Below are 20,862 nucleotides of genomic sequence, written 5' to 3' on the forward strand. Positions count from 1 at the left end.
ACACGATTTGCGGGTCCTTCGGGACCCGCAAATCGTATTTTAAGGTGAAAAAGGGCTGTGCAAAATTGAACTGGTTAGTTCATTTTGCAACAGCCCCTTATTTTGGTCTATTTGGGCCAGAAAAATTTTTTAAAATAGTTATTGACATATGCTAATAATGGTGGTATTCTATTTATAGAATTAATGGCATATGCCAATTATAAAAAGGAGGTGTGAACATGCCGAGAGGAGATGGAACAGGTCCTATGGGTCTTGGCCCAATGACAGGCAGGCGTATGGGTTTTTGCGCAGGGTATAACAGGCCTGGCTATATGGGATTTGGAAGATATCCCATGCGGTTCTGGAGAAATCCATATCATCCCTATTATGCACCCTGGTGGTATGATGAGGAGATAGAGAAAAATTATCTGCAGGCGGAAGCAAAATATTTAGAGAAAGAGCTTGAAGAGATTAAGAAAAGATTGGACCAGTTAAATAAAGGCGAATAAATTATTTTATTGAATCAGGGTATGGTGGTTTTAAACCATCATATCCTGATTTGTTTAATGCATCTGCTCGTCATTCATCATATTAGGTGTTAAATCCTTGTGATAAGCATATGTCAATATCATATTACATACGCCATCTATGATAATATGAATTGTAAACTCTTTATTTACAAATTCCTCATAAAATCATCACACATACATTACAGTTTCATCAAATGCCTCTGTTATCCTATAATTGAAAACAAAGATAAAAGCAGAAAGGGGTTATAAAAATGAAAAGTGTAAGTTTTAAAAGGTTAGTAGCATCATTGTTGGTTGGAGGTACATTAATAACAGGAGGGATAGCATTGGCTGCAAGCAATGACAGTATAACTGTCACAGACAATGCCACAACAACAGTGACAAGGCAATACCTGGGTTTGGGTTATCAGGCTATGAGAGATGGCGAAAGGCCTGGCCTTAGAATCGGTGGTGCTAAAGGTATGAATCAAGAGGTTGCAGACTTCCTCGGAGTTTCTATTGAAGACCTGATAGCAAAAAGACAGTCAGGAATGTCTCTGGCAGACATAGCAAAGGAAAAGGGAATCACAGAGGAGCAGCTTATAAACTTTATATCGGAGAATCGAAATGAAGCCTTGAAAAAGCTGGTAGATGAAGGCAAAATAACACAGGCGCAGTTAGAGCAGCATCAGACCTATATGGAACAAAGGATAAAGCAAAACATTGAAAGCACTTCAACTGGTCCAAAGGGCCTTGGAAATGGAATGGCACAGGGAAGAAGAGCCGGTAGATAATTTTTAACACTTATTAATTAGGGGGCAGCTAAGGCTGCCCCTAATTGTATTTTTTTTCATCAATGTTTATTCTTGTCCCCTCCTATGCCTCTTTCTTTTACAGCAGACATCGCCACAAAATTTGTCTTGAAAAACGCATTCTAAATCATGCCCTCCACAATTTGGGCATATGAGTCCCTCTTTTTTTATCCTTTCTAAATCCTCAAAGGTTTCATTCCACATAGCACCACATTCTTTGCACATTACCCTGCATACATTCCTTACATAGTTTCCACCTTTTACTCTGATGGCTTTACCATTGACCAGGCTATCTGCCACCTTTTTTCTTGCAGAGCTTAATATGTTCTGGAATGTAGCCCTGGATACATTCATAAGCTTTGCACATTCTTCCTGGTCTAACCCTATAAGGTCTTTTAGCCTGATAGCTTCCAGTTCCTCAACTGCAAGGATATTTTCATCATAAACCCCTTCTGGGACATTGTATGGTATATATTGACTTACTGAAGGCAAAGCTGATATTCTTCTTTGTTTTACAGGTCTTGGCACAAAAATACCTCCATAACTTTTCTTTTAACTACTACCTATATAATATCCCTAATTTGGCCAAATATCAATGCCATATGTTAGCTATACTTTTTCCAATTCAACTGTCGACTATTAGGGTGTGTATTCTCTTTGTTAAAAATATAAATGTGTAACATACTTCCTTTTATTTGTATCTTTGTAGATCGAATATATTGCTGATTCTTAATAACCACATTATCATCATTATTGTCAACATAGGCAATGATGATTTTTAAAGGGACTCTTATGATATAATACTGTACAGAAGGAGGGATATATGTAATGGATGAATTAATAAATGAAGCATTGAGCAAAAAGGTATGGGCGGTTGTTGGAGCAACGCAGAGAAAGGAGAAGTTTGGTTATAAGATCTATAAAGCATTAAAAGACCATGGATATGAAGTGTACCCTGTAAACTCACGCTATGATGAAATAGATGGCGAAAAATGCTATCCTGACCTTTCTTCATTGCCAAAGATACCTGAGGTAGTAGATCTTGTGATATCTCCAGGCAAATCTGAGGAATCTATAAGAAAAGCAGCTAAACTCGGTTGTGAATATGTTTGGTTCCAACCTGGGGCTGAAAGTGATGAGATGATAAATCTATCTAAGGATTTAGGCTTTAAGGTTATAAGTGGTGTCTGTGCAATGTTTGAAGCCGGACGAGTATAACAACAAAATTTCAAGGGCGGTAGATAAAATACTTATTTACCGTCCTTATTTCATAATTAAAAAGACGATGCCTGAACTGTTTGAGTTACTTATAGGAGCAGTTTAGTTGCCTCGTGGTTAATACACGTAATGCATAGAAATATTATTGACATATGTCAATAATAAAGCTAAAATATATTTAGCATATGCTAAATATAAGGAGGTGGAGAAGATGAGAGTTGCTATTTCATCTACAGGGACTGACATTGATTCAATAGTAGATGAAAGGTTTGGAAGGGCGAGGTATTTTATCATTGTAGACACTGAAACCGGTGAGCATGAAACTATAGATAACGAAGCATACCAATTGTCAGGCGGGGCAGGGGCCAAGACGGCTCAAATGATTATAGAAAAAGGGTCAGAAGCTGTCATATCAAGTAATATTGGACCGAATGCCATGGACGTAATGGAGAAAGCAGGGATAAAGGCATACCGTGCTTATAATATGTCAGTTAAAGAAGCAGTAGATTTATTTAATAAAGGGCTGCTTCAAGAGATATTGCAGCCAACATCAAAGGGGCACCATGGGGGAATTTGATAATTATGGCTAAAATTTCTATTTTGAGTGGTAAGGGCGGTACAGGTAAGACCTTTGTTGCGACAAATCTGGTTAGGGTATTGCCAAATGTCACCTATATAGATTGTGATATTGAAGAGCCTAACGGGAGGATTTTTTTAAACCCAATTATTACAGATATAAATGATGTATACACAAAAGTTCCTCTGATAGATGATAACAGGTGTGAGAGGTGCGGTATTTGCAGTAAAGCGTGTAGATTTGGCGCACTGATTAATCTTGGAAGGGAAATACTTATACTGGATCACTTATGCCATTCTTGTGAAGCATGTTATGAAATGTGCCCGATGAATGCAATAACTATGGCAAATAGAAAAATTGGCGAGATAAGTATCGGGGTATCCAGAGGTATAGATTTTATTGAAGGGAGATTGAATCCAGGTAAACCATCTGGAGTACCTGTTATAAAACAGATAAATATACTAATAAAAAGCATTGACATTGCCATTGTAGACAGTCCGCCCGGTACATCCTGCAGTGTAGTAAATACTATAGAAGATAGTGATCTATGTATACTTGTTACTGAGCCAACGCCATTTGGACTGCACGACCTCAAACTGGCAGTAGAGCTTGTAAAGGAAATGGATATACCAATGGCAGTGATAATAAATAAGTCAGGCAGTGATAATCAAATTATATATAATTACTGCATGAAAAATGACATTAAGGTATTAATGGAGATCCCCTATGACAAAAAAATAGCCGAGCTATATTCAAGAGGGACTTTAATAGCTGAGGTGGATTTGACATATGAAAAAATGTTTGTGGATCTGGCGGAAAAAATATTGGAGTTGATTGAAAATGAAGCAGCTGGCAATAGTGAGTGGTAAAGGTGGAACGGGTAAAACGACCATAGCAACGGCAATCTCTTCTATCCTGAATAATAAGGTCATGGCAGATTGTGATGTGGAGGCTGCAAACCTCAATATTCTATTAAAAGGGAAAAAGATAAAGGCTTCAAACTTTAAAGGGAAAGAGATTGCAGCAATTGATTATAGTGAATGCAACTATTGTGGCATATGTGAGGATGTATGCAGGTTTGATGCCATAAAAAACATCAAGGTTAATCCATATAAGTGTGAGGGATGTGGCCTATGCACATTAAAATGTCCTTTAGACGCTATAAAAATGAAGTGGGTGGAGACGGGAGAAATTGTTGTATCGGAGATTGAAAATGGACAATTATGCGAAGCCCAGTTGAGACCTGGTGCAGATGGTTCAGGAAAGCTTGTAACAGAGGTCCGTAAGATGGCAATATCAATAGGTGAGAAACCTGAGTGGGTAATAATAGACGGCCCTCCAGGCATAGGGTGTCCGGTGATAGCCTCAATTACAGGTGTTGATGCTGTCCTTGTGGTAGTTGAACCAACATTATCAGGGTTTGAGGACATGCAGAGGGTTATAGATGTCATAAGGGATATTGGTTGTAAAACTTTTGTCTGTATAAATAAGTGGAATATAAATTTCAGGGTATCACAAAACATCATGTCATTTTGTGAAAGTAGAGGTATTCCAGTTGCAGGTAAAATATATTATGATGAACAGGTGATAAATGCCTTAAAAGAAACAAAAGGTATATCAGAATTCAATGATAGCGAGACATATAAGGAAATAGCAAGAATGTGGGAATATATAGAAAAACATATATGAACAAATTTCAAAAATGGTTACACTGTAAAAACCCTTATGAAGAATGATATGCAACATCAAATGCAACCTTAAAGCGAGTCTATGATACTCTTGATAAGTGGCAAGTGTAGCCGGGGCATCTGGCATGGACGCCAGATGAGCCGACTTTGAGGCAAGGACGCCGAATGGAGGCGTACCCGGCGAAATGCAGCCACGAATTATTAGAGTATCAAGACGAACGATCAGGTGCATAGATGTTGCTATCATTCGTGGAATACTGTTTTGTACACTAAAATCAAAAATGGTTGCACTGTTTATATCAAACCAGGGAGGGATAGTAATTGTCAGAGTGTCAAAATTGTACGGTTGAGAAAACTTCAAAGAAAACAGGATTTGTAGATTGTAATCAGTACAGCTCAATAAAAAATGTTATAGGTGTGATGAGTGGTAAGGGCGGGGTTGGTAAATCTACAGTATCTGTTATGATAGCAAATAGGCTGAGCGAAATGGGCAATAAGGTTGGCATTTTGGATGCTGATATGACTGGCCCCAGTATTCCGAGGCTGTTAAAGGTTAACAATAGAAAAGCAGAGGGGAGTGAGTTGGGAATATTACCAGCAGTTTCAGATAATGGTATAAAGGTCATGTCGCTAAATCTGCTTTTGGAGGATGAAGAACAACCTGTAATATGGAGGGGCCCTTTGATTGCTGGTGCAGTAAAGCAGTTCTGGACCGACGTATTCTGGGGCGATCTTGATTATCTGATAATCGACATGCCACCGGGTACAGGGGATGTAGCACTCACTGTAATGCAATCTATCCCATTGGACGGAATAGTTGTGGTGTCAGTTCCACAGGACCTTGTCTCTATGATAGTGGCAAAAGCAGTTAATATGGCTAAATCTTTAAACATTGAAGTTATTGGACTTGTAGAAAACATGAGTTATTTAATCTGTCCCCATTGCAACGAAAAGATAAATATATTTGACTATGATGAGAGAGAAAGTTTTCTTAATTCTATGGAGATACCTCTGCTTGGGGAGTTACCCATGAGTAAAGGTATAGCGGATATTACTAAAGGGACTGCTCAGTTTGACGAAGAAATAAAAAAGGATATAGATGAAATAACCAATAAGTTGGTAAACTTTATTAATAATAAGGGAGGTAATGAGAAATGAAGGTTGCAATAGCAAGTGAAGGAAATTATGTAAGCAGGCATTTTGGACATTGTGAAGGCTATAAAATATATGAAATTGCAGAAAATAATATAATTAGTAGGGAATTTATTGAAAATCCAGGACACAGGCCGGGATATCTGCCATTATTTTTAAAAGAGAGGGGTATTGATGTAATAATTAGTGGTGGGATGGGTGAGAGTGCTAAAACACTGTTTAATGAACAAAATATTGAGGTTGTAACGGGGGCTGAGGGTGAATGCGATGATGTTATATCCGACTATTTAGCAGGACGTCTGATGTCAACAGGTAAAACATGTGAAGAACATCAATACAGGGGACAATGCAATGATGATTGATAAAATAGGGTATGATAAGATCTTATGGATGAGAGAATTCCTTTAATTAAGGATTTACTGAGAAAATCAGGATACAGGCTTACAAAGCAAAAAGAGGTTATCTTAAAAGCTATATTAAATGAAAATAGACATTTAACCGTAGAAGAAATATATGAAAAAATTAAGAGACATGGCATAGGCCTGGCCACTGTATACAGGGCAATTAATATGTTTCAGGATACTGGTATTGTTAAAAGGATAGATATAAATAACAAAAGATATTACGAACTAAAAATTTATAGCAAGAAACCACTGCATATACATTTTAAATGTATGAAATGCGGGAAGGTAATTGACGTGGATAATATGGAAATTATCATAGAATATTTAAAGATTAATAATAAAGCAGAAAAATTTTATGGATTTGAAATAGATGATGCAGATATAATATTAAACGGCATATGCAAAGAATGTAAAGATTGTAATACCAGCTAATACACATATACCTTCAAGGTTATATAAAAAAGGAAGTGACTAAACCACTTCCTTTTTTACTGTATCTACATATCTTGCTGCTGAGAGACCGGCTACCAGGCCTTCACCTACTGCCTTAGCCACCTGATATGGTGCACCGGTGCAGTCACCTGCAGCAAATACTCCGGGTATATTGGTAGACATCATCCTGTCGACCTTAATTGTGCCGCCATCCATTTCTAAACCAGGAATTAATTCCGTTATAGGTGTTACTTTTTTAATCAAAAAAATACCATCAATATCTATGGATTGATTTTTCAATTGCAGGGTTTGTACTTGAATATCATCGCCTGTTATTTTCACTGGTTTATCAGATATTATTTTTACATTGTTATTTAATGAGTATATTGATTTATACAAGGGTATATAATAGACCATTTCGGCAAGTTCTGAGAGGAAATTGGCTTCTTCTTCTCCCTCATTATCCTCACTGATAACTGCCACGGTTTTATTTTTATATAGAGGACCGTCGCATGTTGCGCAATAACTGACACCTTTTCCTAAATACTTTTTTTCACCTGGAATGTATCTATTCCTTGGTATACCGGTAGCTATTATTACTGATAATGCATCAATAAAGTTATTATTTGCGTTTATTACAAAATAGTCAGAGGTTTTGAATATATTAATAACCTTATCAGGATATTCCGGTATTCTCAATTTTAAAGCATGGTCCTTATATTTTTTCAATAATTCCTCTCCTGTTATTGAGGGACATCCAAGATAATTATCCACGCTTGGAGCTTTCAACAAAGGAGAGGTTGGATTTTTACCTGTAAATACAATAACATCTTTATTTCTAATCTTGACGTTTACTGCGGCGGAAAGCCCTGCCGGGCCTCCGCCTATTACAGCAATGTCATACATTGTCTTTGCTCTCCTTGATGTATCTTGACAATTTTTCTTCCAGTTTTTCGATAGGCATATAACCCACAACTCTATCTACCAGTGCACCATTTACAAATACGGCAAGTGTTGGTATGCTCATCACGTTGTATGTGGTGGCTATTAATGGGTTTTCGTCAACGTTTAGCTTGGTTACCTTTATTTTGTCTCCGTGTCTTCTATCAAATTCTTCAAGAACGGGGGCAGTTAATCTGCATGGTGCACACCATGGAGCCCAGAAATCTACAAGGACAGCCTTGTCTTTTATAAAGACCTCAGAAGAAAAGTTAGAATCGCTTACGGTTTTTATCATTAAATATTACCTCCTTAAATACCATCCCTGGGTATATGGGTTTTACAAAATAGATATTAGCATATGTTATTAACTTTGTCAATAGTCTTTTTGTTATGGCCAAGATAGCGCAAAATTTAAGTACGAGCTTGAAGAAGGTATACATGAGATTAAGAAGATTAGTGGAGAACGATATAGACTGAAAAATAAGCTTGTAGTAAGATAAAAAATTTTTAAAAACTTACCTACAAAATCTTGACATGGACTATAAGAGATCTTATATTGCGTTATTATATTGCACGGTGTAAGCTGATATTAACGGGGCAATAGATGTCTTATTATAATGGTAACTGAAAAGGGTGTATTGATCTTTGTTAAAATATAGGTTAAAATATATATGAAAATAAATGTTAAGATTAATGGAGGTGATAAAATGGAGAGGATAGTTGGAATAGACAAAATAAGACCCAAACTGGGCGAATATCTAGAAAAAGCAGAAAAGGGCGAAGTATTAATCATATCCTCCCGTTCAGAACCCAAAGGGGTTATAATTGGTTACTCTATGTACAACGAACTGAAAACCTTGGCCCAGAAGGCTAAACAATTAGAGGTTGCTCAAATCCTTGATAAATTCAGAGACAGAGCTGAGAAAGCCGGCCTTTCTGAAGCAGAAATACAAAAAGAGATAGAGGAAGCACGAAATGCTGGCAGTGATTGATACAAATGTTTTAATCTCCGGGTTTATCAGCAACAAAAGTTTTCCTGCAAAGGTGCTTGACTTCTGGGTTTTAGATAAATTTAAACCTGTAGTAAGCAGTGAAATTATCAAAGAGTATAGTGCCGTTTTAATAAGAAATAAATTTTCGGTTTTGGGTAGCATAGAAGAAAGACTGGATTTACTGGGCAGACTTTTATCTTTTGATCAGGTAATTCTGGTAAATCCACAGCAAAAAATAAATGCAATAAAGGACGACCCAAGAGATAATATTTTTTTGGAATGTGCTGTAGCAGGGGATTGCGAGCTTATTGTATCGGGTGATCAACATTTACTTCAATTAGAAGAATACAATGGCATTAAAATAATAACGGCCAGGGATTTTATAATCAGAGTAGAAATCATAGACCGCTGAAGTTAAAACTCTACGGCTTGTAGCCGCACTATGACCAGCCTGAGTGTCTGACCTGAAGGACAAAGGTATAAAGATGCCACGTTATCGATAAAAAGTCTCTTGTACCTCTCGGATGGTGATGTTTTTAAAAATCCAAAAGTACGTGACGCGATCATAAATATTAAATTTATTGACAACTAATTAACAATATTGTATACTATTTATGGCAGAAATATAAAAGATATTATGTTGATTTGTCAGGAATAAAGGTATCAAGAAGATGCCGAAACAAAGGCCATGAAGGTCTGGCGTAAATCGCCTGTGCTTTCGTGGCCTTTTTTGTGTGAATAATAAAATATATACATCAATTGACTCAGATGGGAGGAATCTAGGATGTATCAAAATCAAGCAGAGTGGGAAAAGGCAGTGGAATTTCACGGGCATGAGTGCCCGGGCCTTGCGATTGGTGTCAGGGCGGTGGAAGCTGCAAAAACAAAAATGGGCATTACTTTTTCTAAGGATGAGGAAATTGTATGCGTTACAGAAAACGATGCATGCGGTGTGGATGCAATCCAGGTGCTGACGGGGTGCAGCCTTGGTAAAGGCAATCTTATATACAGAGGCACCGGCAAACAGGCATTCACCTTTTTCAAGCGGAAGACTGGTGAAGGATTAAGAATAGTGTTAAAACCCTTTCGCATAGAAATGGACAGAGAGCAGCGCCAGGAGTTTATTTTGAATGCCAGCCTGGAAGAAATTTTTGATTTCAAAGCGCCTCATTTTAGTGTGCCGGAAAAAGCAAGGATATTTTCCAGCATAATATGCGAAATTTGCGGCGAAGCAGTTCCTGAACACAAGGCAAGGATTCAGGATGGAAAAAAGGTTTGCCTTGATTGTTTCAAGGAATACAGCAGGGGCTGGTAAGATGGATGTTTTATATTATGATGATTTATGGAGGCCGAAGAAAAGCGGTCAGAACACCAGCCAGCAGTTCTGGGACAGCAGGGCCGACCATTTTTGCACAAATGCCTACTGCAAAAGTGCGGCGGAGCGCGTAAGCAAACTCATAGCGATGCTGACTGAAAAAGGGATGCTCACAAAAAACAGCTCTGTGCTCGATATAGGCTGCGGTCCCGGTACATATGCTGTGGAAATAGCAAAGCGCGCAAAAGAAGTTGTGGGCATTGACATATCTCCCAAAATGCTGGAGTATGCAGAAAAAAACAGAAAAAATGAGAAATTGGAAAACCTGAAATTTATGAAGCTCGATTGGGAACAGGTTTTGCTGGAAGAATGGAATTGGGAGATGCGTTTTGATCTTGCTTTTGCATCCATGTGTCCCGCCATAAACAGCAAAAATGCGCTGGAGAAAATGATTCGTACCAGCAGAGGATATTGTTTCATGAGCACTTTTGCCAGAAGGGAGGAAAGTATCCGGGACAGGCTGGCGGAAGAACTGATACCGAACTGGGACTTAAAAAATCAGGGGAATGGTGTTTACTGCTGTTTTAATATTTTATGGCTCATGGGGTATTATCCCGAAATCACTTATGTGGATTCCTGCTGGGAAAATAAATTCAGTTTCCGAGAAGCGGTTGAATATTATTGTAATGCTTTGCCCATACCGGGTGGCCCCTCGAAAGCTCAAAGAGAATTTATTGAAAATTACTTAAAAACTCTGGACGAAGGTGGGTTAATAACAGAGAAAGTGAAAATGAAATTTGCGTGGATATACTGGAAAGTATAAACGCTTGATTCAGTGAATTATATAAAAAAGTAAAGGAATTGAGGAACGGTGAAACAGGAAGTGTCAGCCATCACAAATTTACGTCAAACAGGCTTATATCAACAATATACGGGCAGAAAGAAGTTTGTTATTTTACTTTTGGCATTGCTGACGGTAGCCCTGTCGGTTATTGCCGTTAATGCCGGTTCCATGGACGTAAGCCCGTACCAGATTTTTATGACACTGCTTGGGCGGGGAAGCGGCATTTCCGATGTGGTTATCTGGAATATCCGATTGCCCAGGGTTCTTGCGGGCATTATCGCAGGCTCTGGCCTTTCGGTAGCAGGATGCGTGATGCAGAACAACCTGAGAAACCCTCTGGCGTCTCCCTCAACTCTGGGCATATCCAACGCCGCTGCTTTTGGGGCAAATATTGCGATTATTGTATTTGGAGCAGGGAGCATTCAGAGTTCCAACACGGATGCGGTAATTATAAACAACCCTTACGCTGTAACAGCTTCGGCTTTTATGTGGGCTATGGTGGGTACCCTGGTTATTATACTTTTGGCCAGGCTGCGCGGCTTTTCGCCGGAGGCAATGGTGCTGGCAGGGGTTGCGATTGGCTCGCTTTTTTCTGCGGGCACAATACTGATTCAGTATTTTGCCCAGGATGTGCAGGTGGCGGCAATGGTGTTCTGGACCTTTGGAGATTTGGGAAGGGCTTCGTGGAAGGAAGTCGGTATTATGGCTTTCCTGGTGATTGTTTCCATTGTTTACTTTATGTTCAAGAGGTGGGACTACAACGCTCTAGACACCGGTGAAGAAACCGCCAAGGGACTAGGGGTAAATGTGGACAGAGTGCGGCTTGAGGGGATGTTTGTCGCTTCCCTGATAACTGCCGTTACCGTGTCTTTCCTTGGGATCATCGGATTCATAGGGTTGGTGGGGCCGCAAATAATCAGGAGGATAATAGGCGCAGACCATAGATTTCTAATTCCGGGATCCGCACTTATGGGGGCGCTCCTGCTCCTTTGCTCTGACACCCTGGCCAGGACAATTATTGCGCCGGTAGTGCTGCCCGTAGGGGCCATCACTTCCTTTCTGGGAGCGCCGCTGTTTTTGTATCTGCTGGCAAGGGGGTATCGAAAGCGATGATTTTATCGGTGAACGGATTGAAATTCAAATATCCAGGCCGCCGGGTGCTTCAGGATATTGATTTTTCCGTAGAAAAAGGGGATTGCCTTGCGATACTGGGCACCAACGGGGTCGGCAAATCCACCCTTTTAAAATGTATCAACCGAATCTTAAAACCGCAATCGGGGGCGGTATACATTCAGGAAGATGAGATATTTAAGCTCAGCCGCAATGAGCTGGCGCAGAAAGTGGGTTATGTGGCGCAGAAGCACGAAGGTGCAAGACTCACTGTATTCGATGCGGTGCTGCTAGGCAGGAAGCCATATATTAAATGGGATGCCAGCCCGAAAGACATGGAAGTAACCCGCAGGGTCTTGAAATTGATGGAGCTGGAGGATTATTCCCTCAGGTACTTGGATGAATTGAGCGGAGGAGAGCTGCAAAAGGTGGTAATAGCCCGGGCTCTGGCTCAGGAGCCGAATATTCTCCTGCTCGATGAGCCCACCAGCAACCTTGATTTGAAAAATCAGGTTGAAGTCATCGCTATCATAAAGAAAGTGGTGAAAGAGCAGCAGATTGCCGCAATTGTAACCATGCATGACATAAATCTTGCAATCCGCTTTGCGGACAAATTCATTTTCCTTAAAAACGGCACCATATTTGCAGCCGGCGGCGTAGAAATAATTACTCCTAAAAACATCGAGAGCGTATATTCCGTTCCGGTGGCAGTCGAAAAATTCAACAATATACCCGTGGTCTTACCGCTTTAAATTTCGGCTTCGATGTTCGAGGAAGCCTGAAATTCGGCATATGCCCTGTGTAACAATTTGAATTATGGGAGGTCGTGAATTATGCGAAAAAAAAATTTCTTTTTATTACTTGCAGCGTTGCTCATATCTGCCTTTTTATTGAGCGGCTGCGGCTCCGGCAATGTACAGAAGCGGCAGAATGCTTCAGAAAAGATTACTGTTACTGATATGGTGGGGAGAAAAGTTTCTGTAACATTGCCCGTAGAACGGGTAGTGGCTATTGGGCCGGGGGCCCTGAGACTTTACTGTTATGTAAACGGTGCGAGCAAGGTAGCGGGAGTGGAACAGCTTGAAAAGGATAACCCCATAGGCAGGCCGTATATCCTGGCGAATCCTTCGCTGGCAGATTTACCTGTCATCGGCCCAGGTGGCCCCAACAACGCTCCTGATCCGGAGAAAATACTAGCTGTGAAGCCTGACGTTATTTTCAGTATGTACACTTCAGATAAGGCTTCTGTGGATGCTCTGCAGGAAAAAACCGGCATACCGGTGGTGGCCCTCAGCTATGGAAAAGTGTCCACCTTTGATCCGGATGTTTATGCTTCTTTGAAACTGATAGGCAAAATAATGGGGCGAGATGATAGGGCAGAGGAATTAGTAGCCTATATGGAAAAATGCAGGCAAGACCTCAATGGCCGTACCAAAGATATTCCGGAAAATGAAAAGCCATCCGTTTATATAGGTGCCCTGGGCGCAAGAGGAACGCACGAAATCGAAAGTACCCAGGGGAAGTATTCTCTGTTCGAAGCCATAAACGCCAGGAATGTGGTGGATGAGACCGGTAAAACGGGTTCCATCATGATAGATAAGGAGAAATTGATTCAATGGGACCCCGACATAATTTTTATCGATAGAGGCGGATATGCAATGGTACAACAGGATTATCAAAAAAATCCGGAATTTTACGGAGCTTTGTCTGCTGTCAAAAAGGGCAAAGTGTATGCACAGCTGCCTTATAATTATTACCACACAAATATCGATACTGCCATGGCTGACGCATACTATCTGGGAAAAGTGATATATCCAGAGCAGTTTAAGGATGTGGCTCCGGAGGAGAAAGCCGATGAAATATATCAAATCCTTCTGGGAAAACCGCTCTACGCCCAAATGGCAAAGGATTTTGGAGGTTTTGGCAAGCTGACACTGCCGTGAATTCAAAATGGCCAAACAACAATTGACACACAACGGTTATTGATATATAATTCACATAGAAGGAATTTATTGGCCAGAAGGTCAAATATGTTCTTGCACATATAGATTATTATATCATTGTTGAAAAAAGCCATGAAGGTAGCTGTATGTAACAGCAAATTTCATGGCTTTTTATTTTGAATTTTTATTGAGGGAGGTAAAATGATGTACAACAGAGCAACAAGGAATATTGTTTTGAGTGCGTTGTTTATAGCACTTGGTATAATTATACCAATATTATTTCATGCCGTAGGCATGGGGTCCGTGTTTTTGCCAATGCATATTCCTGTAATTTTAGCAGGTTTTTTTCTCGACCCGTTATATTCTATATGCGTGGGGGCACTCACACCAATCCTGAGTTCTCTGATGACAGGAATGCCGCCATTGATTCCTACGCTGCCAATTATGGTATTTGAGTTAAGCACCTATAGTTTATTAGTAAGTATAATTTATAAAAAACTCAAGCAGAACGTTTTTACTTCACTGATCGTCTCTATGCTGGCTGGCAGAGTGGTTGCCGGTCTGGTAGCATGGGTTTTGGTTACTTTCTTCTCGGTGAAGATGCTGCCTCCATTGGTGTATATATATACCAGCATAGTCAATGGTATTCCTGGGATTATTATTCAGCTCATATTGATACCCATAATTGTAATGCTTGTTGAAAGGAGACTGAAGCATGGATAATTTAAAATATTTTGACGATATAGCGCAAAAATGGGATGAGATTGTCAAACATGATTATAGCAAAATTGATTTTGTCCTGGATATGCTTGATATGGCTGAAGGAGATAAGGTGTTAGACGTTGGTACTGGTACAGGAGTTCTTATACCACTTCTTTTGAAAAGGGTGGGAGACAAAGGTAGCATTACTGCTATTGATATATCAAAAGAGATGCTTAAGGTGGCAAAAAAGAAATATAATTATCCAAATGTCAGCTTTATAGAAGCCAATATAGAAAATTTTTCTGCTAAAGATAAGTCATATGATTACATATTTTTTTATTCTGTTTTTCCTCATATAGGGGATAAAGCAAAGGCTGTTGAGAATGCCCGTAGGCTTTTGAAAGATAATGGCTATATTATAATTTTTCACTCAGAAAGCCGTAGGGCTATAAATGAACTTCACAGTCAGATACCTGGTTTATCAGATCATTTTTTGCCACCTATAGATGAAATAATGGACATATTGGATAAGAACCATATGGAGTGTGTTGAAAGTATAGATAATGAGGATATGTTTTTGGTTATTGGGAGAAATAGGCTTGCTTAAAGAACTTTATGTTAGGGGTTTGAAACGGCACTACATTACTATTGAGAAAACTTCCGAGATGAGAGAAGTAAAACACTATTATCAAAAAGGGATTTTAGCCAGGAATAGTATAGACAAATAGATTTTAATGTCAATTCTAATTTAATATATCCCCCCCTTGTACAAGGGGGATATATATTATAAAATCAATTAGAGTGCTTTCTTTTTACGCTCATTTATACCTAATCGTTCCTTTAAAGCCTGCTGCAATAATTGAGAGAAGTTTATTTCAGCTTTCTCAGCCGCATCGTTTAACCATTTAGGCAATGTCAGGGTCTTTTTTACAGCTTTGTTTGCCATCTCGTCCCTAACAGGAGGCATGTAGACCTCAACAGGTACAACAAAAGAGCCTTCCGGAGCGTGTATTTTCTCGGGCGGGGTGGGCTGTGGTATGAAGTTACCATCCTCTTCCATACCATATAGGTGCAGTTCCAGAGCATCCTTGGCCATAGCAAGGGCATCTTCAAGGGTATCACCCTCGGTTATACAGCCAGGTAAGTCAGGGAATGTTATAACATAACCTTTTATATTGCCGGGCTCAAACACAGCGGAGAATATATATTTATCCATAACATTACCTCCTTGATATATTCACAAATTATTCTTACAAACATGATATCATTTTAAACCTGCCTGCTTAAAGATATTATTTAAAGTTTTCGGGTCAAGGTCTTTGTTGTGGTTAGGAATAGTGACCTTACCGGGTTTTATGGGATGGATAAGCTGGATATGTGAACCACGTTGGTTTTTTACAATCCAGCCGTCTTTATACAAAATTTTAAGGACTTCTTTAGGCTTCATTAATTTTTTCCTCCCAACAACAATATTTTAACACGTGTAAATAGCACGTGTCAAGAATACTTTATCTATTATTGCCTCTCAGATGAACAGTACACAATAAAAATATTTTTACTGATATTTATAAGTGCTTTTCATGTTTATATTTGAGAAAAGGAATATACTGGCATGACATTTCGGGGTATCCATTACAGATATCCTGAATGGCTTATCTATACCACTACCTTTACATTTAACACAATATAGCTTATATTTATAATAACATAATAAAAGTCGCACATCTATAGATTTAGTAAGGTGATGTGTTATGAAGAAACTAAATGAGATATACGAAGCGCTATTAGAGCTTGTCAAAGACTATAAAGATGGTGTCTGCGCCTTTGACATAAGTTCCAGGACAGGGATTGATAGGAGCACAGCCAGTAGATATTTAAATGAGCTATGCAAGATGGGAAAGGTTGAAAAGGTTAATGGGCGTCCTGTGCTTTACAAGCCTTGCGATGTAAAAAGTTCTGAGTCCATAGATAAAGCGGGAGAGAAGAATGTTGCGGGTTCGTTAGATATGCTTGTTGGTGCTGACATGAGCCTCAAGACGGCTGTGCAACTGGCAAAGGCTGCGGTACTTTACCCTCCTCATGGTCTCTATACACTTATTTTTGGAGAGACTGGAGTGGGAAAATCCATGTTTGCTGAGGCCATGTACAGGTTTGCTTTAGAGTCTGGTGTATTATCGCTGGATGCACCTTTTATTAGTTTTAACTGTGCAGATTATGCAGACAATCCACAGCTTTTGGTGGCACAGCTTTTTGGCGTAAAGAAGGGTACGTACACCGGGGCAAATACGGACAGGCCTGGCCTTTTTAAAAAGGCTGATGGTGGCATAATTTTTTTGGATGAGATACACCGCCTTCCACCGCAGGGGCAGGAAATACTCTTTACCTATATGGACAAGGGATATTACAGGCCGCTGGGTGAGACAGAAGAAATTGTAAAAGTGAGTGTAAGGATAATTGCTGCTACTACTGAAGAACCTGATTCTTTTTTGTTAAAAACGTTTACAAGAAGGATACCAGTCCTTATAAACCTTCCGCCGCTGCGTGACAGGAGTCTTTCGGAGAGGTTCAGCCTGGTAAGCAACTTTTTAAGAGAAGAAGCGAGAAGGGTAAACAGGGGTATCTATGTGGACAAAAACTCCTTTATATCTTTTCTCCTGTATGACTGCCCGGGAAATGTGGGGCAGTTAAAGAGCGACATTCAGATAGCATGTGCCAGGTCCTTTTTAAATTTTAAGTCGCAAAACAGAGATTATCTTTTTATCTCATCAGATGATGTTCCATCCTATGTGAAACGTGGTACTATGAAGGTCCATGAATACAGAGATGAGATTGATGCTGTTTTACCTGAGGCAGATGATATACTCTATTTTTCATCAGACGGTGATATGGACTATACAACTATTTCTGATGACGGAGATGAGTACTTTTATGATGCAATTGAGAAAAAACTTAATATATTGAAGGAAAGTGGTATCGGTGAAGAGGAGATAAACCAGATATTAAATGGTGAAATTGAGAAGCATTTTAAAAAATATATACAGAAGATGCCTGGTAGATACCGGAAAGACCAGATATCTAAGATTGTCGGTGAAAATGTGATAAATGCAACAGAGACTATACTCAATATGGCAGAGGAAAGGCTGGGAAGGTATATGGATGAGCGGATATTTTTTGGCCTGGCCCTTCACCTGCAAAAAACCATAAACCGCATAAAGTCTGGAAGCCGTATATATAACCCAAGGACAAACTTTATACGGGTAAATTACCCGGATGAGTTTATGACAGCCATGGAGGCAGCAAGGATAATCGACAGGACGTTTAATATTGAAACCCCGTTGGATGAAATAGGCTATCTTGCCATGTTTTTTGTCCAGGATTCCAATACAGCAGAATCAAAAGAAGATGGGAAAGTGGGCATACTGGTGGTAATGCATGGCAATTCAACAGCAAGCAGTATGGCCCAGGTTGCCAATGAACTTGTAGGAGTAGAACACGCAATAGGCCTTGATATGCCGCTGAGTTTAAACCCAGAAAAGATGTATGATATTGTGAAAGAAAACGTGATAAAAGCCGATGAAGGTAAAGGTGTTTTACTGCTTGTTGATATGGGGTCGTTGAAAAACTTTGGGGATATAATATCTGAGGAGACCAGTATAGACGTAAAAACTGTGGACATGGTAACAACAATAATGGTTATAGATGCGTGTCACAAGGCAGTACTTGGTAAGGACTTGAATGATATATACGAATCTGCTCTTAAGATAAACAACAGGAGTTTGCCAATTAAAAAACAGGAAAAGGACAGGATAGAAAATATAATCATAACTGCCTGCTTTACGGGTAAAGGTGCAGCAGAAGAATTAAAGAAAATACTTAAGGACGAGTACCTGAAAGATGTAGATAACATACGTATAATATCAATGGAATTCATTGACAAGATTCATTTCAAAAATTCTGTTGAAAAATATAGAGAAAGTTATAATATTTTAGCTATAGTAGGCACATTGGACTTTTCATTTGCAGGTATTCCATTCATACCGGCCGTAGACCTTCTTACCGGGAAAGCCAGGGATACCATCATGAGGATAAAGGATGAAGCCAATACCTTTGATGATATCAGGTCTTCGCTGAAAGGGTATTTTAATTCCATAGATGGAGAGGAATGTTTTAAGGTTGCCGGACGGACAGTGGATGATATTGAAGGTGCATTAAATATCAAGCTGATGCCCGATGTAAAGATAGGTATAATGCTACACCTGTGTTTTCTTGCGGAAAAACTCTCTTCCGGCGGTACAGAAAATACATTTGAGGGTATAGAGGATTATGTTGAGATACACAATAATCAGATGAAAATAATAAAGGCTAACTTAAAAGAAATTGAGGAATTATGTAGTGTAGATATTGGAATCCATGAGTGTGCATATCTCTGCCGCATGTTTCTTGAAAACGCTATTGAATCGGTATAAAATTTACAGTGTGTAAAGTGTGCATTTATAACTGCACACTTTTTTGATAGATATCCATTGAAGATCTCCCTTATAAACTGGACTTTTAAAGCATTTCAAGCTTATAACTTTCTGGCATGAAAATTGCTACTATAGTAGTGTGTGAAGGAGGTGAGAGTGTGAAAAAAATTATGCTGGTTTGCTCTTCAGGCTCATCAACAAGCCTTCTTGTAAAAAAGATGCAAGAAGCTGCTGCTAAGAAAGGGATAGATGATGTGGAGATTTTTGCTGCCTCTCAGGCTGATGCCAAGGCACACTATGATGACGTGGATGTTTTACTCCTCGGGCCGCAGGTAAGATACCTCTACAATGAACTCAAAAAGAGCCTGGAGGGCAAAAAACTAGCTATAGACGTAATTAATAGTAGAGATTACGGGATGATGAACGGTGAGGTTGTCCTGGATCGGGCCTTAAAACTGATTGAAGGGAAAAACTAATAACTTGAAAGGGGGATTTCAATGGATACATTTATAAATTTTATGGATGAGCATTTTGTACCTGTGGCAGCAAGGATTGGTTCACAGAGACACCTGTTAGCTATTCGTGATGGTTTTGCAGCCGTGATGCCTATTACACTTGCCGGTGCTTTTGCTGTACTTATCAATAACACATTATGTGTGTGGATTCCCGCACTGAAATTTTTGGTACCTATAAACAATGCTGTGTGGGCTGGTACATTTGCTATAATGACCATATTTGTGGTGTTTGCAACGGGGTATAATCTGGCAAAAAGTTACGACGAGGATGCTCTTGCCGCCGGCCTTATATCGTTAGCCTCATTTATTGTTACACTTCCACAGACAGATGGGGGACTAAAAGTAAACTATTTAGATGCCACTGCACTGTTTACAGGCCTGATAGTGGCAATCATATCGACAGAAATATTTGTAAGGCTTACAAAGGCACACATAGTTATCAACATGCCCGGAGACATACCACCTGCTGTTGGCAGGGCGTTTGCAGCTTTAATCCCTGGTTTAGGAAGTATATTTTTGTTTGGCATAGTCGCTGCTATAATCTCTGCATCTGGTGCTGGAAGCCTATATGACATAATATTAAAGACAATACAGACGCCACTCCAGAATATAGGTCAGGGTGTCGGATCTGCAATGCTCGCCACATTCCTTATAACACTCTTCTGGTTCTTTGGGCTTCACGGTGCAAACCTTTTAGACCCCGTGATGAATGTTGTTTATGTCCCTGCACTGCAAGCAAATGCTGCGGCAGTCCAAGCTGGCGCTCACCCTCAGTTCCTTATTACAAGGGTGTTCTTTGACGTATTCTGTCATCTTGGAGGTTCGGGAGCTACCCTGGGACTTCTTGTAGCTATAATACTTGTTGCTAAGAGGAGAAAGGATTTGAAAACGTTAGCAAGGTTGGCTCTACCAGCTGGCATATTTCAGATTAATGAACCAGTAATATTTGGACTACCTATAGTCTTGAACCCAATTTTATTTATACCCTTTATAATAGTTGAGCCTGTGCTTACTTTAATTGCATATATAGCTACAGCCATAGGACTTGTGCCACCGACATATGTGGCTATACCGTGGACATCACCTGTGGGTGTGGGCGCATTTCTTGCGACTGGCGGGAGCTGGACAGCAGCACTTGTAGCTATAATAAACCTGATAGTTGCGACCTTGATTTACATGCCATTTGTCATGCTCTTAGACAGGCAAAAGGTAGAAGAAAAGGAAGAAGCAGTATCAAAGTAACGGACAATGTGTCCGTTACT

26 protein-coding genes are annotated in these 20,862 nt (G+C 39.6%); 21 read left to right on the forward strand and 5 right to left on the reverse strand.

What is annotated here, in order from left to right:
• Positions 1-218 precede the first annotated feature (218 nt).
• Positions 219-488 (forward strand): DUF5320 domain-containing protein, encoded by a 270-nt coding sequence (locus FWJ32_RS11120; RefSeq protein ID WP_149546031.1) that lies wholly within the window; start codon positions 219-221, stop codon positions 486-488.
• 272 nt (positions 489-760) lie between these two features.
• Positions 761-1,282: a type 2 periplasmic-binding domain-containing protein gene (locus tag FWJ32_RS11125; protein WP_149546032.1), complete on the forward strand. Its 522-nt coding sequence runs from the start codon at positions 761-763 to the stop codon at positions 1,280-1,282.
• A gap of 66 nt (positions 1,283-1,348) precedes the next feature.
• Here the strand turns inward: FWJ32_RS11125 and FWJ32_RS13930 are convergent, their stop codons facing one another.
• Complete coding sequence (locus tag FWJ32_RS13930) at positions 1,349-1,792, reverse strand: DUF134 domain-containing protein (RefSeq protein ID WP_476727229.1); 444 nt, start codon at positions 1,790-1,792, stop codon at positions 1,349-1,351.
• 336 nt (positions 1,793-2,128) lie between these two features.
• On the opposite strand from FWJ32_RS13930, the gene FWJ32_RS11135 reads away from it, so the two are divergent.
• The 7 genes from FWJ32_RS11135 to FWJ32_RS11165 all read left to right on the forward strand — a co-directional run bounded on the left by FWJ32_RS11135 (position 2,129) and on the right by FWJ32_RS11165 (position 6,771).
• A complete protein-coding gene (locus FWJ32_RS11135; protein WP_149546034.1) occupies positions 2,129-2,518 on the forward strand; it encodes a CoA-binding protein in 390 nt (129 codons plus the stop codon).
• 211 nt (positions 2,519-2,729) lie between these two features.
• Positions 2,730-3,095, forward strand: coding sequence for a NifB/NifX family molybdenum-iron cluster-binding protein (locus FWJ32_RS11140; protein ID WP_149546035.1), 366 nt, complete (start codon positions 2,730-2,732; stop codon positions 3,093-3,095).
• 5 nt (positions 3,096-3,100) lie between these two features.
• Entirely contained in the window at positions 3,101-3,964 is an 864-nt protein-coding gene (locus FWJ32_RS11145; RefSeq protein ID WP_238988873.1) for a nucleotide-binding protein, read from the forward strand.
• Positions 3,936-4,784: an ATP-binding protein gene (locus tag FWJ32_RS11150; RefSeq protein WP_149546036.1), complete on the forward strand. Its 849-nt coding sequence runs from the start codon at positions 3,936-3,938 to the stop codon at positions 4,782-4,784. The genes FWJ32_RS11145 and FWJ32_RS11150 overlap by 29 nt, the downstream gene beginning before the upstream one ends.
• Before the next feature lie 320 nt (positions 4,785-5,104).
• Positions 5,105-5,941 carry an Mrp/NBP35 family ATP-binding protein gene (locus FWJ32_RS11155; RefSeq protein ID WP_149546037.1) on the forward strand — a complete coding sequence of 279 codons (837 nt, stop codon included), beginning with the start codon at positions 5,105-5,107 and terminating at the stop codon, positions 5,939-5,941.
• On the forward strand, positions 5,938-6,297 hold the full coding sequence (locus tag FWJ32_RS11160) for a NifB/NifX family molybdenum-iron cluster-binding protein (protein WP_149546038.1): 360 nt from the start codon (positions 5,938-5,940) through the stop codon (positions 6,295-6,297). Before FWJ32_RS11155 ends, FWJ32_RS11160 begins: the two co-directional genes overlap by 4 nt.
• 24 nt (positions 6,298-6,321) lie before the next feature.
• Positions 6,322-6,771, forward strand: coding sequence for a Fur family transcriptional regulator (locus FWJ32_RS11165; RefSeq protein WP_149546039.1), 450 nt, complete (start codon positions 6,322-6,324; stop codon positions 6,769-6,771).
• 39 nt (positions 6,772-6,810) lie between these two features.
• Here the strand turns inward: FWJ32_RS11165 and FWJ32_RS11170 are convergent, their stop codons facing one another.
• Both FWJ32_RS11170 and trxA read right to left on the reverse strand, forming a co-directional pair.
• Complete coding sequence (locus FWJ32_RS11170) at positions 6,811-7,677, reverse strand: NAD(P)/FAD-dependent oxidoreductase (RefSeq protein WP_149546040.1); 867 nt, start codon at positions 7,675-7,677, stop codon at positions 6,811-6,813.
• Positions 7,670-8,008, reverse strand: coding sequence for a thioredoxin (trxA, locus tag FWJ32_RS11175; RefSeq protein WP_149546041.1), 339 nt, complete (start codon positions 8,006-8,008; stop codon positions 7,670-7,672). The genes FWJ32_RS11170 and trxA overlap by 8 nt, the downstream gene beginning before the upstream one ends.
• Before the next feature lie 412 nt (positions 8,009-8,420).
• Between trxA and FWJ32_RS11180 the strand changes: the two genes are divergently transcribed.
• The 9 genes from FWJ32_RS11180 to FWJ32_RS11220 all read left to right on the forward strand — a co-directional run bounded on the left by FWJ32_RS11180 (position 8,421) and on the right by FWJ32_RS11220 (position 15,226).
• On the forward strand, positions 8,421-8,705 hold the full coding sequence (locus tag FWJ32_RS11180) for a type II toxin-antitoxin system prevent-host-death family antitoxin (protein ID WP_149546042.1): 285 nt from the start codon (positions 8,421-8,423) through the stop codon (positions 8,703-8,705).
• The gene (locus FWJ32_RS11185) at positions 8,689-9,117 is read left to right on the forward strand and encodes a putative toxin-antitoxin system toxin component, PIN family (RefSeq protein ID WP_149546043.1); all 429 of its coding nucleotides are present in this window, start codon (positions 8,689-8,691) and stop codon (positions 9,115-9,117) included. The genes FWJ32_RS11180 and FWJ32_RS11185 overlap by 17 nt, the downstream gene beginning before the upstream one ends.
• Before the next feature lie 372 nt (positions 9,118-9,489).
• Positions 9,490-10,020: an FmdE family protein gene (locus FWJ32_RS11190; RefSeq protein WP_149546044.1), complete on the forward strand. Its 531-nt coding sequence runs from the start codon at positions 9,490-9,492 to the stop codon at positions 10,018-10,020.
• Complete coding sequence (locus tag FWJ32_RS11195; protein ID WP_149546045.1) at positions 9,968-10,843, forward strand: class I SAM-dependent methyltransferase; 876 nt, start codon at positions 9,968-9,970, stop codon at positions 10,841-10,843. The genes FWJ32_RS11190 and FWJ32_RS11195 overlap by 53 nt, the downstream gene beginning before the upstream one ends.
• A gap of 48 nt (positions 10,844-10,891) precedes the next feature.
• Entirely contained in the window at positions 10,892-11,977 is a 1,086-nt protein-coding gene (locus FWJ32_RS11200; RefSeq protein WP_238988874.1) for a FecCD family ABC transporter permease, read from the forward strand.
• Positions 11,974-12,726 (forward strand): ABC transporter ATP-binding protein, encoded by a 753-nt coding sequence (locus FWJ32_RS11205; RefSeq protein ID WP_149546046.1) that lies wholly within the window; start codon positions 11,974-11,976, stop codon positions 12,724-12,726. Before FWJ32_RS11200 ends, FWJ32_RS11205 begins: the two co-directional genes overlap by 4 nt.
• Positions 12,727-12,807: 81 nt before the next feature.
• Positions 12,808-13,917 (forward strand): iron ABC transporter substrate-binding protein, encoded by a 1,110-nt coding sequence (locus FWJ32_RS11210; RefSeq protein ID WP_149546047.1) that lies wholly within the window; start codon positions 12,808-12,810, stop codon positions 13,915-13,917.
• Positions 13,918-14,121: 204 nt separating this feature from the next.
• Entirely contained in the window at positions 14,122-14,640 is a 519-nt protein-coding gene (locus tag FWJ32_RS11215; protein ID WP_149546048.1) for an ECF transporter S component, read from the forward strand.
• On the forward strand, positions 14,633-15,226 hold the full coding sequence (locus FWJ32_RS11220) for a class I SAM-dependent methyltransferase (RefSeq protein ID WP_149546049.1): 594 nt from the start codon (positions 14,633-14,635) through the stop codon (positions 15,224-15,226). Before FWJ32_RS11215 ends, FWJ32_RS11220 begins: the two co-directional genes overlap by 8 nt.
• Before the next feature lie 189 nt (positions 15,227-15,415).
• Here FWJ32_RS11220 and FWJ32_RS11225 read toward each other — a convergent pair whose 3' ends face one another.
• Both FWJ32_RS11225 and FWJ32_RS11230 read right to left on the reverse strand, forming a co-directional pair.
• Positions 15,416-15,835: a type II toxin-antitoxin system HicB family antitoxin gene (locus tag FWJ32_RS11225; protein WP_149546050.1), complete on the reverse strand. Its 420-nt coding sequence runs from the start codon at positions 15,833-15,835 to the stop codon at positions 15,416-15,418.
• A gap of 48 nt (positions 15,836-15,883) precedes the next feature.
• The gene (locus tag FWJ32_RS11230) at positions 15,884-16,066 is read right to left on the reverse strand and encodes a type II toxin-antitoxin system HicA family toxin (protein ID WP_149546051.1); all 183 of its coding nucleotides are present in this window, start codon (positions 16,064-16,066) and stop codon (positions 15,884-15,886) included.
• A gap of 304 nt (positions 16,067-16,370) precedes the next feature.
• On the opposite strand from FWJ32_RS11230, the gene FWJ32_RS11235 reads away from it, so the two are divergent.
• The 3 genes from FWJ32_RS11235 to FWJ32_RS11245 all read left to right on the forward strand — a co-directional run bounded on the left by FWJ32_RS11235 (position 16,371) and on the right by FWJ32_RS11245 (position 20,842).
• Positions 16,371-19,085 (forward strand): sigma-54-dependent transcriptional regulator, encoded by a 2,715-nt coding sequence (locus FWJ32_RS11235; protein ID WP_149546052.1) that lies wholly within the window; start codon positions 16,371-16,373, stop codon positions 19,083-19,085.
• Positions 19,086-19,243: 158 nt separating this feature from the next.
• The gene (locus FWJ32_RS11240) at positions 19,244-19,561 is read left to right on the forward strand and encodes a PTS sugar transporter subunit IIB (protein ID WP_338028706.1); all 318 of its coding nucleotides are present in this window, start codon (positions 19,244-19,246) and stop codon (positions 19,559-19,561) included.
• Positions 19,562-19,582: 21 nt separating this feature from the next.
• A complete protein-coding gene (locus tag FWJ32_RS11245; protein WP_149546054.1) occupies positions 19,583-20,842 on the forward strand; it encodes a PTS sugar transporter subunit IIC in 1,260 nt (419 codons plus the stop codon).
• Positions 20,843-20,862: the final 20 nt, after the last annotated feature.

This window comes from Calorimonas adulescens (genome assembly GCF_008274215.1).
In the GTDB taxonomy this organism is placed as follows: Bacteria; Bacillota; Thermoanaerobacteria; order Thermoanaerobacterales; family UBA4877; genus Calorimonas; species Calorimonas adulescens.